The 13,857-nt window shown below is 72.2% G+C and carries 9 protein-coding genes; 6 read left to right on the top strand and 3 right to left on the bottom strand.

Going from position 1 to position 13,857, the window contains the following annotated elements:
- Positions 1 to 7: 7 nt before the first annotated feature.
- Positions 8 to 2,644, bottom strand: a complete 2,637-nt coding sequence (gene glgP, locus ACGFYQ_RS06030; RefSeq protein ID WP_393740410.1) for an alpha-glucan family phosphorylase — start codon at positions 2,642 to 2,644, stop codon at positions 8 to 10.
- Positions 2,645 to 2,784: 140 nt separating this feature from the next.
- Between glgP and ACGFYQ_RS06025 the strand changes: the two genes are divergently transcribed.
- The 5 genes from ACGFYQ_RS06025 to glgB all read left to right on the top strand — a co-directional run bounded on the left by ACGFYQ_RS06025 (position 2,785) and on the right by glgB (position 11,913).
- Positions 2,785 to 3,681, top strand: a complete 897-nt coding sequence (locus ACGFYQ_RS06025; protein ID WP_393740408.1) for an ADP-ribosylglycohydrolase family protein — start codon at positions 2,785 to 2,787, stop codon at positions 3,679 to 3,681.
- Positions 3,682 to 4,306: 625 nt separating this feature from the next.
- Positions 4,307 to 6,301: a maltotransferase domain-containing protein gene (locus tag ACGFYQ_RS06020; RefSeq protein WP_393740406.1), complete on the top strand. Its 1,995-nt coding sequence runs from the start codon at positions 4,307 to 4,309 to the stop codon at positions 6,299 to 6,301.
- Positions 6,298 to 8,007, top strand: coding sequence for a maltose alpha-D-glucosyltransferase (gene treS / locus ACGFYQ_RS06015; RefSeq protein WP_393740404.1), 1,710 nt, complete (start codon positions 6,298 to 6,300; stop codon positions 8,005 to 8,007). Before ACGFYQ_RS06020 ends, treS begins: the two co-directional genes overlap by 4 nt.
- 151 nt (positions 8,008 to 8,158) lie before the next feature.
- Positions 8,159 to 9,628, top strand: coding sequence for a maltokinase (locus tag ACGFYQ_RS06010; protein ID WP_393740402.1), 1,470 nt, complete (start codon positions 8,159 to 8,161; stop codon positions 9,626 to 9,628).
- A complete protein-coding gene (gene glgB, locus ACGFYQ_RS06005) occupies positions 9,625 to 11,913 on the top strand; it encodes a 1,4-alpha-glucan branching enzyme (RefSeq protein WP_393740400.1) in 2,289 nt (762 codons plus the stop codon). The genes ACGFYQ_RS06010 and glgB overlap by 4 nt, the downstream gene beginning before the upstream one ends.
- Here the strand turns inward: glgB and ACGFYQ_RS06000 are convergent.
- Positions 11,910 to 12,278 (bottom strand): thioredoxin family protein, encoded by a 369-nt coding sequence (locus tag ACGFYQ_RS06000; RefSeq protein ID WP_393740398.1) that lies wholly within the window; start codon positions 12,276 to 12,278, stop codon positions 11,910 to 11,912. The genes glgB and ACGFYQ_RS06000 overlap by 4 nt on opposite strands.
- Positions 12,279 to 12,316: 38 nt before the next feature.
- Positions 12,317 to 12,709: a MerR family transcriptional regulator gene (locus ACGFYQ_RS05995; RefSeq protein WP_393740396.1), complete on the bottom strand. Its 393-nt coding sequence runs from the start codon at positions 12,707 to 12,709 to the stop codon at positions 12,317 to 12,319.
- A 341-nt stretch (positions 12,710 to 13,050) separates the two neighbouring features.
- On the opposite strand from ACGFYQ_RS05995, the gene ACGFYQ_RS05990 reads away from it, so the two are divergent.
- Positions 13,051 to 13,743 (top strand): XRE family transcriptional regulator, encoded by a 693-nt coding sequence (locus ACGFYQ_RS05990; RefSeq protein ID WP_393740394.1) that lies wholly within the window; start codon positions 13,051 to 13,053, stop codon positions 13,741 to 13,743.
- The last annotated feature ends 114 nt before the right edge of the window (positions 13,744 to 13,857 follow it).

Genomic DNA, 13,857 nt, shown 5'->3' with positions numbered 1-13,857 from the left:
ACACGGCCTACCGCAGGAGTACGCCGCCTCCCGCGTCCGTGTCCACCGGGGCGGCGACCAGGCCCAGTTCGGCCGGGTTCGCCAGCAGCGGATGCGCCGGCAGGATGCGCACCGTGTACCCGAAGGGCCCCGTACGTTCGAGGGCGAGCGGGCCCTCGTACGCCCAGCGGCCCTCCAGGTCGGGCCCGGCGGTCGGCTTGAGCGGGAAGCTCCGCCCGTCCCGGATCACGTCCTGCGGGTCCACCCGCCCGGCGAAGGCCTGCACCTCCACGTCCTCGGGCGCGAGGGTGTCCAGCGACACCTGCACGCGCAGGGTGAGGGTGGCCCCGAGCTCGGCGGTGCCGTTGACCGGGGCCGCGGCGAGGGCTTCGACGTGTTCGACGCCGACCCGCGGCCAGGCCGCCCGGACCCGCCCCTTCCACCAGGCCAGATCCCGTGCCGCCTCGGGGGTGAGGGCGCGGTGGGCGAGCGCGGCCGGCGTGTACAGCCGCTCCACGTACTCCCGCACCATCCGCCCGGCCAGTACCTTCGGCCCCAGCGAGACCAGCGTGCGCCGGACCATCTCGATCCACCGCACCGGGAGCCCGGTACGCCCGACCCGGTCGTAGAACCGGGGCGCGACCCGGCTCTCGATCAGCTCGTAGAGCGCGTTCGCCTCCAGGTGGTCCCGGCGGTCCTCGTCCGCGCCGAGCCCGTCGGCGGTCGGGATGGCCCAGCCGAAGTCGGGCTCGAACCACTCGTCCCACCACCCGTCCAGGACGGACAGGTTGAGGCAGCCGTTGAGCGCGGCCTTCATCCCGCTGGTCCCGCACGCCTCCAGCGGCCGCAGCGGGTTGTTCAGCCAGACGTCGCAGCCCGGGTAGAGCTTCTGCGCCATGGCCATGCCGTAGTCGGGCAGGAAGACGATCCGGTGCCGCACCCGCGGGTCGTCCGCGAACCGCACCAGCTCCTGCACGAGCCGCTTCCCGCCGTCGTCGGCCGGGTGCGCCTTGCCCGCGACCACGATCTGCACCGGCCGGTCCGGGTCCAGCAGCAGCCTGCGCAGCCGGTCGGGATCACGGAGCATCAGGGTCAGGCGCTTGTACGAGGGCACGCGCCGGGCGAAGCCGATGGTGAGCACGTCCGGGTCCAGTACGGAGTCCACCCAGCCCAGTTCGGCGTCGGCGGCCCCGCGCTGGCGCCACGAGGCCCGCAGCCGGTCCCGTACCTCCTGGACCAGCTGCTCGCGCAGCACCCGCCGCAGGTCCCACACGTCCTGGTCGGGGATGTCGGCGACCGCGTCCCAGCGGGGGGAGCCGCCGACCGACAGGGCGTCCTCGGTGCGGCCGGCGCCGATCTGCCGGGCGCCGAGCCGGACCACCTCCGGGGCCACCCAGGACGGGGCGTGCACCCCGTTGGTCACGGAGGTGATGGGCACGTCGGACGGGTCGAAGCCCGGCCACAGACCGGCGAACATCTCCCGGCTGACCGCGCCGTGCAGGGTGGAGACCCCGTTGGCGCGCTGGGCCAGGCGCAGCCCCATGACGGCCATGTTGAACACGCCGGGGTCGCCCCCGGGATAGGACTCGGCGCCCAGCTCCAGGATCCGGTCGACCGGTACGCCGTCCAGCTCCCCGCCGTCCCCGAAGTGCCGGGCGACCAGGGCCTGCTCGAAGCGGTCGATGCCGGCCGGGACGGGGGTGTGCGTGGTGAACACGGTCCCGGCGCGCACCGCCTCGACGGCGGCGTCGAAGCCGAGTCCCCGCTCCCTCTCCAGTTCCCTTATGCGCTCCAGCCCCAGGAACCCCGCGTGCCCCTCGTTGGTGTGGAAGACCTCGGGCTCGGGGTGGCCGGTGATCCGGCAGTACGTGCGCACCGCACGCACCCCGCCGATGCCGAGCAGCATCTCCTGGAGCAGCCGGTGGTCGCTGCCGCCGCCGTAGAGCCGGTCGGTCACCTCCCGGGCCGCGGCGTCGTTGTCCTCGACGTCGGAGTCCAGGAGCAGCAGGGGCACACGGCCGACGCGGGCCTGCCAGATGTGCGCGTACAGGGCCCGGCTGCCGGGGAGGGTGAGCGAGATCCGGGCCGGGGAGCCGTCGTCCTGGCGGAGCAGGGCGAGCGGGAGTTCGTTGGGATCGAGCACGGGATAGTGCTCCTGCTGCCAGCCGTCGCGGGAGAGCGACTGGCGGAAGTACCCGTGCCGGTAGAGCAGTCCGACGCCGATGAGCGGGACGCCGAGGTCGCTGGCGGCCTTCAGGTGGTCCCCGGCGAGGATGCCGAGGCCGCCGGAGTACTGGGGCAGGGCGGCGGTGATGCCGAATTCGGGGGAGAAATAGGCAATGGCGGCGGGCAGTTCGGGGCCGTTCTCCTGGCCCTGGTACCACCTCCCGCCGTTCACGTAGTCATCGAGGTCGGCGGCGACGACGGCGAGCCGGCGCAGGAAGCGGCGGTCGCCGGCCAGCTCCGCGAGCCGGGCGGCGGAGACGGTGCCGAGCAGCCGGACGGGATCGCCCCCGGCGGCCTGCCAGCCCTCGGGGTCGACGGATTGGAAGAGTTCGCGGGTCTCCGAATGCCACGACCAGCGCAGATTGCGCGCGAGGTCGGTGAGCGGCAGCAGGGTCTCCGGGAGGACGGGGCGCACGGTGAATCGACGGATAGCCTTCACGTGTTCCACCTTCGCAGGGGATTACGGATCGGAGCGGCCGCACCACGCTGTGCATCCGCGCATCACCCCCGGAAGGCTAGCGCCGCCCCGGCGCCTCGGCCATGCCGCCTCGGGCGGGCCCCTGTGGCAGGGTCACCGGTATGAACGGTGGGGTGGATGTGGCGCGCGACAGCCTGGAGGGCCTGGTCCTCGGGGACGCCTTCGGGCAGAGCTGGTTCGTACGGGACGCCGAGGCCGGGGAGCGGTGGCTGGCCGGGCGGGCGCCGCGGCCGGGGCCGTGGAAGTGGACGGACGACGGGGCCATGGCGATCGTGCTGTACGGGCACCTGGTCCGGTACGGAGAGGTCCGCGAGGACGCGCTGGCCGCCGGTTTCGCCGCCGAGTACGCGCGGGACCCGTACCGGCAGTACGGGGCGTCGATGCACGAGGTGCTGGAGCGGATCGGGGCCGGGGAGGACTGGCGGGCCGTCACCGGCGAGCAGTTCGGCGGCCAGGGTTCGTGGGGCAACGGGGCGGCGATGCGGGTGGCTCCGCTGGGGGCCTGGTTCCGGACGGACCTCGGGACGGTCGTCGAACAGGCGCGGCGCTCGGCGCTGGCCACGCACGCGCACCCGGAGGCGGTGGCCGGTGCGGTCGCCGTGGCGGTGGCGGCCGCGCTGGCGGCCGCCGGCCGGGGCCGCGCGGCGCCGGAACGCGAGGAGTTCCTGCGGGAGGTGGCGGCCCGGGTGGCGCCCTCGGAGGTACGGACCCTGCTGCTGGAGGCCGCCGCCCTGCCCGCCGGGACCACGGTCCGGGAGGCCGCCGAGCGACTGGGCTCGGGCTGGCGGATCTCGGCGCCGGACACGGTGCCGTTCGCCCTGTGGTGCGCGGCGGGCTCCCCCGACGACCTCCCCGAGGCGCTGTGGCGCACGGTGGAGGGCTGGGGCGACCGCGACACCACGTGCGCGATCGTCGGCGGCGTCGTCGCCGCCCGCACAGGCCTGTCCGCCGTCCCGCCGGACTGGCGCACCCACACCGAACCGATCCCGCTCCCCTAGGTCGGGTCCGCCCGGGTCCGCCCGGGTCCGCGGCACGCCCGCCTCGTCCGCCACGTAGGTGCACGGCTCGGCGAGACCGTCGTCCCACTCCGTGAGATCGCCGACTGTGCGTGCCGGCCGCCCCCGGACTCCGGATCGCACGGGACCGGCCAACTCCGGCGATCCCGCGTACCGGTACACCCGCGCTCCGGCAGCCACGATTCGTCCCCGTTCTCCCCGTTCGTCCCTGTGGCCCGACGGGCCGGGGGCGACACGTGGGAGGGGTGAGACGGGCGTGGCCCGTCACTACATCAGGTAGTCCTGGCCGACTTGACGGAGACCCGGCGGATGTCGATCCGGGGCTTGGTATCCGCCGTGCCACTACGTACGAGTAGTTAACCAAGCGCGCGGATTGGGCGGGGAGAGAGTGGGAAGGGCTCACCGGGTACACGTCGTACACGCACGGCGCACCCGCCCCCAACCTCTCCCCGCCACCCGAGTGAACGCGGACAGGAGCGGCCATGCCCGCAGCCCAGCCGTCCACCGAGCGGCTAGAAACAGAGCGAACAGAGCGTGCACTACCAGCCGCGATACCGGCTGGCCTGTTGTCACCGAGCCCTGCGAACTGCCCCCAGGTGAGCCCATCATGATCGGTCGCATTCCCGTGCTGGACGTCCGCCCTGCCGTCGACTGCGGCGCCAGACCCGCCAAGGCGGTCGTGGACGAAGTCTTCGAGATCTCAGCCACCGTGTTCCGTGAGGGACACGACGCCGTCTCCGCGCACGTCGTGCTCCGAGACCCGAACGGGCGGCTGCGGCCCCCCGTGCCCATGCGCGAGCTCGCCCCCGGTACCGACCGGTGGGGGGCCCGGGTGTCCGCCGAGGCCGAGGGGAGGTGGACGTACACCGTCGAGGCGTGGAGCGACCCCGTGGCCACCTGGCGGGCCCACGCGGCGATCAAGATCCCCGCCTGTATCGACACCGGCCTCACCCTCCTCGAAGGCGCCGAGCTCTACGCGCGCGCCGGCGCCCGGATCCCCAAGCGCGACGGCCGCGAGGCCGTACTGACCGCCGCCGAGGTGATGCGCGACGAGGACCGGCCGGCCGCCGAGCGGTACGCGGCCGCCCTCGACCCGGCCGTGGACGCGGCGCTCGCCAAGCGTCCGTACCGGGAGCTGGTCACCTCCGCCAAGGCGCTGCCCCTCCTCGTCGAACGCAAGCGGGCCCTCTTCGGTTCCTGGTACGAGATGTTCCCCCGCTCCGAGGGGGCCGTCGTCGAGCCCGGGGAGGCCCCGGTCAGCGGGACCTTCCGGACCGCCGCCGAGCGGCTGCCCGCGATCGCCGCGATGGGCTTCGACGTGGTCTACCTGCCGCCCATCCACCCGATCGGGAGCACGTTCCGCAAGGGACCGAACAACACGCTGTCCGCCGGTAGTTGGGACCCGGGCGTGCCCTGGGCCATCGGCTCCACCGAGGGCGGCCACGATGCCGTGCACCCCGAGCTCGGCACCATCGAGGACTTCGACGCGTTCGTCGCGCGCGCCCGCGAGCTGCGCATGGAGATCGCCCTGGACTTCGCCCTCCAGTGCTCCCCCGACCACCCGTGGGTGGAGAAGAACCCGCAGTGGTTCCGCCACCGCGCCGACGGGACGATCGCGTACGCCGAGAACCCGCCGAAGAAGTACCAGGACATCTACCCCGTCCACTTCGACACCGACATGGCAGGCATCGTCGAGGAGACCTGCCGGATCCTGCGGCACTGGATGGACCACGGCGTCCGCATCTTCCGGGTCGACAACCCGCACACCAAGCCCGTCGTCTTCTGGCAGAAGGTGATCGCGGACATCAACAAGTCCGACCCCGACGTGATCTTCCTGGCCGAGGCCTTCACCCGTCCCGCGATGATGCGCGCCCTGGCCGCCGTCGGCTTCCAGCAGTCCTACACGTACTTCACCTGGCGCAACACCAAGGCCGAGATCACCGAGTACCTGACCGAGCTGTCCGACACCCCGTCGGCCTCCGTGATGCGGCCGAACTTCTTCGTCAACACCCCCGACATCCTCCACGAATACCTTCAGCACGGCGGCCGTCCCGCCTTCGAGGTGCGCGCGGTGCTCGCCGCCACCCTGTCCCCGGCCTGGGGCGTCTACGCCGGCTACGAGCTCTGCGAGAACACCCCGGTGCGGGAGGGCAGCGAGGAGTACCTGAACTCCGAGAAGTACGAGTTCCGGCCGCGGGACTGGGCCGCCGCCGACCGCGAGGGCCGCACCATCGCCCCGCTGATCACCGCCCTGAACCGGATGCGCCGCCGCAACCCCGCCCTCCAGCAGCTGCGCGACATCCACTTCCACTCGACCGACAACGAACAGGTGATCGCCTATTCGAAGCATGCCGGCGCCAATTCCGTACTGGTGGTCGTCAACCTCGATCCGCACCACACCCAGGAGGCGACGGTCTCGTTGGACATGCCGGTACTCGGCCTCGACTGGCACGGGTCCCTCGCGGTGCGCGACGAGCTCACCGGCGATACCTATCACTGGGGCAGGGCCAACTACGTGCGCCTAGAGCCGGGCCGTACGCCCGCGCACGTACTGGCGGCTCTGCGACCGTCCCCGCCCACCGGAGGGTCACCCACCACATGATGATCAACGATCCCGTCCACGACACGTTCGAGGACACCCCCGCCAAGGACCGCGATCCCGACTGGTTCAAGCGGGCCGTCTTCTACGAGGTCCTCGTCCGCTCCTTCCACGACAGCAACGGCGACGGCGTGGGGGACCTCAAGGGGCTCACCGCCAAGCTGGACTACCTCCAGTGGCTCGGCGTCGACTGCCTCTGGCTGCCGCCGTTCTTCGCCTCACCCCTCCGCGACGGGGGCTACGACGTCTCCGACTACACCTCGGTGCTACCCGAGTTCGGCGACCTCGCCGACTTCGTGGAGTTCGTGGACGCCGCGCACCAGCGCGGCATGCGGGTGATCATCGACTTCGTGATGAACCACACGAGCGACCAGCACGAGTGGTTCCAGCAGTCCCGCAAGGACCCCGACGGTCCGTACGGCGACTACTACATGTGGGCGGACAACGACAAGCAGTACCAGGACGCCCGCATCATCTTCGTCGACACCGAGACCTCGAACTGGACGTACGACCCCCTGCGCAAGCAGTACTACTGGCACCGCTTCTTCTCGCACCAGCCGGACCTCAACTTCGAGAACCCGGCCGTGCAGGAGGAGATCATCTCCGCCCTCCGCTTCTGGCTGGACCTCGGCATCGACGGGTTCCGGCTCGACGCCGTCCCGTACCTGTACGCCGAGGAGGGCACCAACTGCGAGAACCTGCCGCGCACCCACGAGCTGCTCAAGCGGGTGCGGGCGGAGATCGACGCGCACTACCCCGACACCGTGCTGCTCGCCGAGGCCAACCAGTGGCCCGAGGACGTCGTCGACTACTTCGGGGACTTCACGAAGGGCGGGGACGAGTGCCACATGGCCTTCCACTTCCCCGTCATGCCGCGCATCTTCATGGCCGTGCGAAGAGAGTCCCGCTACCCCGTCTCCGAAATCCTGGCCAAGACCCCGGCGATCCCGGACCGCTGCCAGTGGGGCATCTTCCTGCGCAACCACGACGAGCTCACCCTCGAAATGGTCACGGACGAAGAGCGCGACTACATGTACGCCGAGTACGCCAAGGACCCGCGGATGCGGGCCAACATCGGCATCCGCCGCCGCCTCGCCCCGCTCCTGGACAACGACCGCAACCAGATGGAGCTGTTCACCGCCCTGCTGCTGTCGCTGCCGGGTTCGCCGGTGCTCTACTACGGCGACGAGATCGGCATGGGCGACAACATCTGGCTGGGCGACCGCGACGGCGTGCGCACCCCCATGCAGTGGACCCCGGACCGCAACGCCGGTTTCTCCTCCTGCGATCCGGGCAGGCTGAACCTGCCGGTCATCATGGACCCGGTCTACGGGTACCAGGTCACCAATGTCGAGGCCGCGATGGCATCGCCCTCCTCACTGCTGCACTGGACCCGCCGGCTGATCGAGATCCGCAAGGCGAACCCCGCCTTCGGACTCGGCTCGTACACCGAACTGCCCTCGTCCAACCCGGCGGTGCTCGCGTTCCTGCGCGAGTTCGGGGACGACCTGGTGCTGTGCGTGCACAACTTCTCGCGCTTCGCGCAGCCCACCGAGCTGGATCTGCGGTCGTTCAACGGGCGGGTCCCGGTGGAGCTCACGGGTGATGTGCGCTTCCCGCCGATCGGCGAGTGGCCGTACCTGCTGACCCTGGCGGGACACGGCTTCTACTGGTTCCGCCTGCGCACCGAGCAGCGCGCCGAGCAGTAGCCGGGTACGGGGCGGGCAGCGCGAATGGGTCAACCGCCCGCCCCTGTACGGATCATCCTGACCCGACACTCGCACACGCCGGAGAAGCAACTGCCGCACATCCGGGACACTCTGCGCACTCTGTGACGGCCCGGGGAAAGGACGCGACGCCATGTCGGAGGCTGCATCCGCCCGGAGCCGGCTGACGGCCGACCGGGCCGCCGGGATCACCGGGACGGCCGGAATCGGCCCGCTGGAACCGATGCTGCGGGCCTGGCTGCCCGCACAGCGCTGGTTCGCGGGCAAGGGCCGCACCATCAGCACGCTCAGGACCGTCTCGGCCGCCGAGCTGCTGCCGCCGGGGTCCACCCCCGGCCTCCTGCACCTGCTCCTCGACGTCGACGGGGACTGCTACCAACTCCTGCTGGGCATCCGCCCGTCCCTGCCGCCCGCGCTCGCGCACACGTTGATCGGGCACGCCGAGGACGGCCCGTACGCGGGCCGCGCGGTGTACGAGGCACTGGGCGACCCCCGGCTCGCCGCCATGCTGCTGGAACGATTGCGCTCCCCCGGCAGCCTCGGCCCGCTGCGCTTCGACCGGGACCCGGACGCGCCCGTCCCGACCGGCCTCGCCCCCCGGCCGCTGTCCGGCGAGCAGACCAACTCCTCGCTGATCTACGGAGATTCGTACATCCTGAAGGTGTTCCGCCGGGTGGGCCCCGGGGTCAATCCGGACCTGGAGCTGCCCCGGGCACTGGCCGCCGCCGGCTGCGCCCGCGTCCCGGCGCCCGTCGCCTGGTACGAGGCCGAGCTGCCCGGGAGCGAGCCGCTGACCCTGGGCGTGCTGCAGCCGTACCTGCGCGGCTCCGACGACGGCTGGCAGCTCGCCCTGCGCCGGCTGGACGCCGGGGAGGACTTCACCGCCGAGGCGTACGCGCTGGGCCGGGCCACCGCCGAGGTGCACAGCGCGCTCGCCGCCGCCCTGCCCACCGTCGCCCTCGGCCCGGAGCAGACCGCCCGGCTCGCCGCCGGGATGACGGCCCGGCTGGCCGCCACCGCCCGGGAGGTGCCCGCGCTGCGGCCCTACGAGGCGGGACTGCGGGGGGCGTTCGACGCGCTGGCCGCCTCCCGCGGGGCCGGGGTGCCCGCCCAGCGGATCCACGGCGACCTCCATCTGGGGCAGACCCTGCGCACCCTCGACGGCTCCTGGTCGTTGATCGACTTCGAGGGAGAGCCGGCCCGGCCGCTGGCCGACCGGCGCCGCCCCGAACCGGCCGTGCGCGACATCGCCGGGATACTGCGTTCCTTCGACTACGCCGCGCGCTCGCACCGGCCGTTCGCCCCCGCCTGGGCGGACGACTGCCGGGCCGCCTTCTGCGAGGGCTACGCCCGCACCACGGGCCGCGACCCCCGCGAGGACCCCGTACTGCTGCGCGCGTACGAGACCGACAAGGCGGTGTACGAGGCCCGTTACGAGTCCCGGCACCGCCCCGACTGGCTGCACGTCCCGATGGCCGCGATCCGGCGGCTCTCGGAGCCGCAGCGGCCCGCGCACCGGATGCCCCCGACCCCGCCCGCCCCCGGCTCCATCTCCGCCCACCCCCAACCCCATCAGAAGCCCCCGAGGAGGCCGCTCGCGTGAGCGCCGCACGACAGCCGTCACCGACCGTCCGCGACGAGACCGCCCCCGTCCCGGCGCCCGCCAAGAAACCACGCGCGCCCCGGGCCCGCCGCGCCGCCCCGCCCCGCGGGGTCCGCCCGGCACCCGCCCTCGGCGGGGAGGAACGGGCCCGGCTGCTGGAGGGCCGCCACCACGACCCCCACGCGGTACTGGGCGCCCGTGCCCAGCGGGGCGGGGTGGCCTTCCGCGTGCTGCGCCCGTACGCCAAGACCGTCACGATCCTCGCCAAGGGGCTGCGGACCGAGCTGTTCGACGAGGGCGACGGGCTGTTCTCCGGGCTGCTGCCGCTGACCGGGGTGCCGGACTACCGGCTGCTGGTGGCGTACGACAGCGACGAGATCGAGATCCACGACCCGTACCGTTTCCTGCCCTCGCTCGGCGAGCTGGACCTGCACCTGATCGGCGAGGGCCGCCACGAGCAGCTCTGGAAGGCGCTCGGCGCCGAGCCCATCGAGCACCAGGGGGTGGCCGGCACCCGGTTCACGGTGTGGGCGCCCAACGCCCAGGGGGTCCGGGTCGCCGGTGACTTCTCGTACTGGGACTCCGTCGCCTACCCGATGCGCTCGCTCGGGTCGACCGGCGTGTGGGAGCTGTTCCTGCCCGGCGTGGGCGCCGGGGCGCTGTACAAGTACGACATCACGCGCCCCGACGGCAGCCACACGCTGCGCGCCGACCCGATGGCGCGCTCGGCGGAGGTCCCCCCGGCGAACGCCTCACGGGTGACGGCCTCCGCCCACACGTGGCAGGACGCGGAGTGGATGGCGAACCGCGGCGCCCGCGCCCCGCACCAGGCCCCCTTCTCGGTGTACGAGCTGCACCTGGCGTCCTGGCGGCCCGGGCTCTCCTACCGGCAGCTCGCCGAGCAGCTCCCCGCGTACGTGAAGGAGCTCGGTTTCACGCACGTGGAGATGATGCCGGTCGCCGAGCACCCCTTCGGCGGCTCCTGGGGCTACCAGGTCACCGGCTTCTACGCGCCCACCTCGCGGATGGGCACCCCGGACGACTTCCGCTGCCTGGTGGACGCGCTGCACCGGGCCGGGATCGGGGTGATCGTCGACTGGGTGCCCGCGCACTTCCCGCGCGACGACTGGGCGCTCGCCGAGTTCGACGGGCGGCCGCTGTACGAGCACCAGGACCCGCGGCGGGCCGCGCACCCGGACTGGGGGACGCTGGAGTTCGACTACGGCCGCAAGGAGGTCCGCAACTTCCTCGTCGCCAACGCCGTGTACTGGTGCGAGGAGTTCCACGTCGACGGGCTGCGCGTGGACGCGGTGGCCTCGATGCTCTACCTCGACTACTCGCGCGCCGAGGGCGAGTGGGCGCCCAACGAGCACGGCGGGCGGGAGAACCTGGACGCGGTGGCGTTCCTCCAGGAGATGAACGCCACCGTGTACCGGCGCTGCCCGGGCGTGGTGACGATCGCGGAGGAGTCCACGGCGTGGGCGGGCGTGACCCTGCCGACGGACGCGGGCGGGCTGGGCTTCGGCCTGAAGTGGAACATGGGCTGGATGCACGACACGCTGCGCTACATGTCGAAGGAGTCGGTGCACCGCAAGTACCACCACCACGACATGACCTTCGGGATGGTCTACGCCTTCAGCGAGAACTTCGTGCTGCCGATCTCGCACGACGAGGTGGTGCACGGCAAGGGCTCACTGGTGTCGAAGATGCCCGGCGGGGACTGGTGGCAGCAGCGGGCCGCGCACCGGGCGTACCTGGGCTTCATGTGGGCCCACCCGGGCAAGCAGCTCCTGTTCATGGGGCAGGAGTTCGCCCAGGGATCGGAGTGGTCGGAGAGGTACGGGCCGGACTGGTGGCTCCTGGACGACTCCTATTCGGCGGCCGGCGACCACCGGGGCGTGCGCACCCTCGTGCGCGACCTGAACCGCACGTACACGGCGGCGCCCGCCCTGTGGGAGCGGGACTCCGTTCCGGAGGGCTTCGCCTGGGTGGAGGCGGACGCCGCGGAGGACAACGTCTTCGCCTTCCTGCGGTACGCGCAGGACGGCTCGCAGCTGCTGTGCGTGTCGAACTTCTCGCCGGTGGTCCGGCACGGGTACCGGATCGGCGTCCCGGAGGACGTCGCGCTGTGGCGGGAGGTCCTCAACACGGACCAGGAGCAGTACGGCGGCAGCGGCGTGCGCCTTCTGCAGCCGCTGCGGCCCGAGCCGGTGCCCGCGCAGGGCCGGCCGGCGAGCCTGCGGATGACGCTCCCGCCACTGGCGACGGTCTGGCTCAGGCCCTAGACGCCCTGGGCGCCCTGGACCGAGCTCGCCGTCAGCTGCTCCTCCAGTTCCTGGAGGAGCCGGCGCTTGGCCCGGGCGCCGACCATCTGCTGCACGGGCTCGCCGTCGCGGAAGACGAGCAGGGTCGGCATGGACAGCACCCCGTACCGCGTGACGGTGGCGGGGTTGCGGTCCGCGTCGATCTGCACGACCTTGAGGCGGTCGGCCTCCTCGGAGGCGATCGCGGACAGCACGGGGGCGAGCTGGCGGCAGGGGCCGCACCAGTCCGCCGTGAACTCGACGAGGACGGGCCTCCCCCGCTCGCCGAGCACCTCCGTCCCGAAGTCCGCGTCGGTCACTTCCGCGACACCCTGTGCGTGGATCATGTCGTGTCCCCTCTCGTGTCGGTCGTGTGTGCGGGCTGTCAGCCCGTCATCTCGCAGCGCGGGACGGCCGCCTCCCCGGCGGCCTCCTCGGCGTCGGCCAGTCGGCGGGCGACCTGCTCCCGTACGTTGGCGAGCTGGCCGATCAGTCCGTCCAGCTCTGCGAGCTTGCGCCGGTAGACGGCGAGCGAGGCCGGGCAGGAGTCCCCGTCCGGGTGGCCGGCCCGCAGGCAGTCCACGAAGGGCCGGGTCTCCTCCAGCTCGAAGCCGAAGTCCTGGAGCATGCGGATCTGGCGCAGCAGCCGCAGGTCGTCCTCGTCGTACGTCCGGTAGCCGTTGTCCGTCCGCCGCGCGGGCAGCAGCCCGCGCGACTCGTAGTACCTGAGCGTCCGGGTGCTGGTTCCGGCCCGCTCCGCCAGTTCGCCGATGCGCATGGAGCGACCGTATTCCTTGACGCCGACGTCAAGGCAAGGGGAGGCGAGGGGCGGGGTGGGGGTGGGTGGTGCGGGGGCCCTCGCCACCCCCGTATGCGAGGGCCCCCTTCAGGGTTCACGCACGGGATGGACGTCCGGTTCAGGTTTGTGTGGGGCCTGTGAGGGCTCTTGCGCGGGGAGGCGTTGGCTGGAACCGTACGGGTGTAGTCGATCTTCGGGTGCACCGATTACCGGACAGTCGCAGAGGAACCCGATAAAAGCCCTTAACTCCATAGGACTTTCCTACGAGTTATGGGCTTGTTTGTTTGGTCTGTAGGCGCCACAGCCTGCCCACTTCTACGGTGTGCCGTGTGCACTCCAGCCCACCTTTCAATGCCCCCGCCGCGCGTCGCCTGCGCGCGGCCCTGGGCATGGCTCCCGGTCATGTCGCCTATGGCCTGCGTGCCCAGTACGGACTGATCGTCGCGCCCGAGACCGTGATGGCCTGGGAGCGTGGCGAGATATCGCCCACCTCGGCCGAGCTCACGGCGCTCGCCGGCGTCCTGTGGTGCTCGCCCGGGGAGCTGCTGGCCGAGCCGGTCACCCTGCGGGAGCACCGGATCGCCAGGGGGCTGGCCGCGGAGGAGCTGGCCCGGCGGATCGGGCTGGAGACGAACGCGTACCAGAAGATGGAGGACACCGGGCGCTGGAAGGGCAACGAGCGGCAGTCCGCCTCCCTCGCGACGGTGCTGGGGCTGACGCTGGCCCAGTTCGTGACGGCCACCGGCAAGCAGGAGGAGCTCGCGGACCTGCTGCGCAGTGCGGTGACCACGCGCTGGCAGGCGTACGTGAAGCCGCTGGGCAAGCTGCTGCCGATCCCCAAGGCCAATCTGGAGCGGGTGCTGGAGCACCTGCACGCGGACTACCAGTCGCGGATGGTGGCGACGCTCAGCTGGGGCGGCGGCCAGGGCGAGGCGGGCAGCGGGGACGCGGGCCGGGAGTTCCTCGCCGAGATCGTGGACCGGTTCTGGCACGTCGCGGGCGGCGGGCGGTAGTCCGGGCTCAGGACGACGGAAAGGACCCGGAGCGCTGGGCTCCGGGGCCTTTCGGCACGGAATCGGTGCCGGAGGTCCCGCCGCGAAGACGCGGAGGTCCCGCGCCGAGGGGCC

The sequence above is a fragment of the Streptomyces sp. NPDC048258 genome, assembly GCF_043201995.1.
Taxonomy (GTDB): Bacteria; Actinomycetota; Actinomycetes; order Streptomycetales; family Streptomycetaceae; genus Streptomyces.
This window is presented reverse-complemented; position numbering and strand designations above follow the sequence as displayed.

Excerpts from the sequence above, each read along its gene's own strand:
- ACGFYQ_RS06025 (WP_393740408.1), top strand. The coding sequence starts at position 2,785 with ATGAACGGTGGGGTGGATGTGGCGCGCGACAGCCTGGAGGGCCTGGTC.
- ACGFYQ_RS06020 (WP_393740406.1), top strand. The coding sequence starts at position 4,307 with ATGATCGGTCGCATTCCCGTGCTGGACGTCCGCCCTGCCGTCGACTGC.
- treS (WP_393740404.1), top strand. The coding sequence starts at position 6,298 with ATGATGATCAACGATCCCGTCCACGACACGTTCGAGGACACCCCCGCC.
- ACGFYQ_RS06010 (WP_393740402.1), top strand. The coding sequence starts at position 8,159 with ATGTCGGAGGCTGCATCCGCCCGGAGCCGGCTGACGGCCGACCGGGCC.
- ACGFYQ_RS06000 (WP_393740398.1), bottom strand. The coding sequence starts at position 12,278 with ATGATCCACGCACAGGGTGTCGCGGAAGTGACCGACGCGGACTTCGGG.
- ACGFYQ_RS05995 (WP_393740396.1), bottom strand. The coding sequence starts at position 12,709 with ATGCGCATCGGCGAACTGGCGGAGCGGGCCGGAACCAGCACCCGGACG.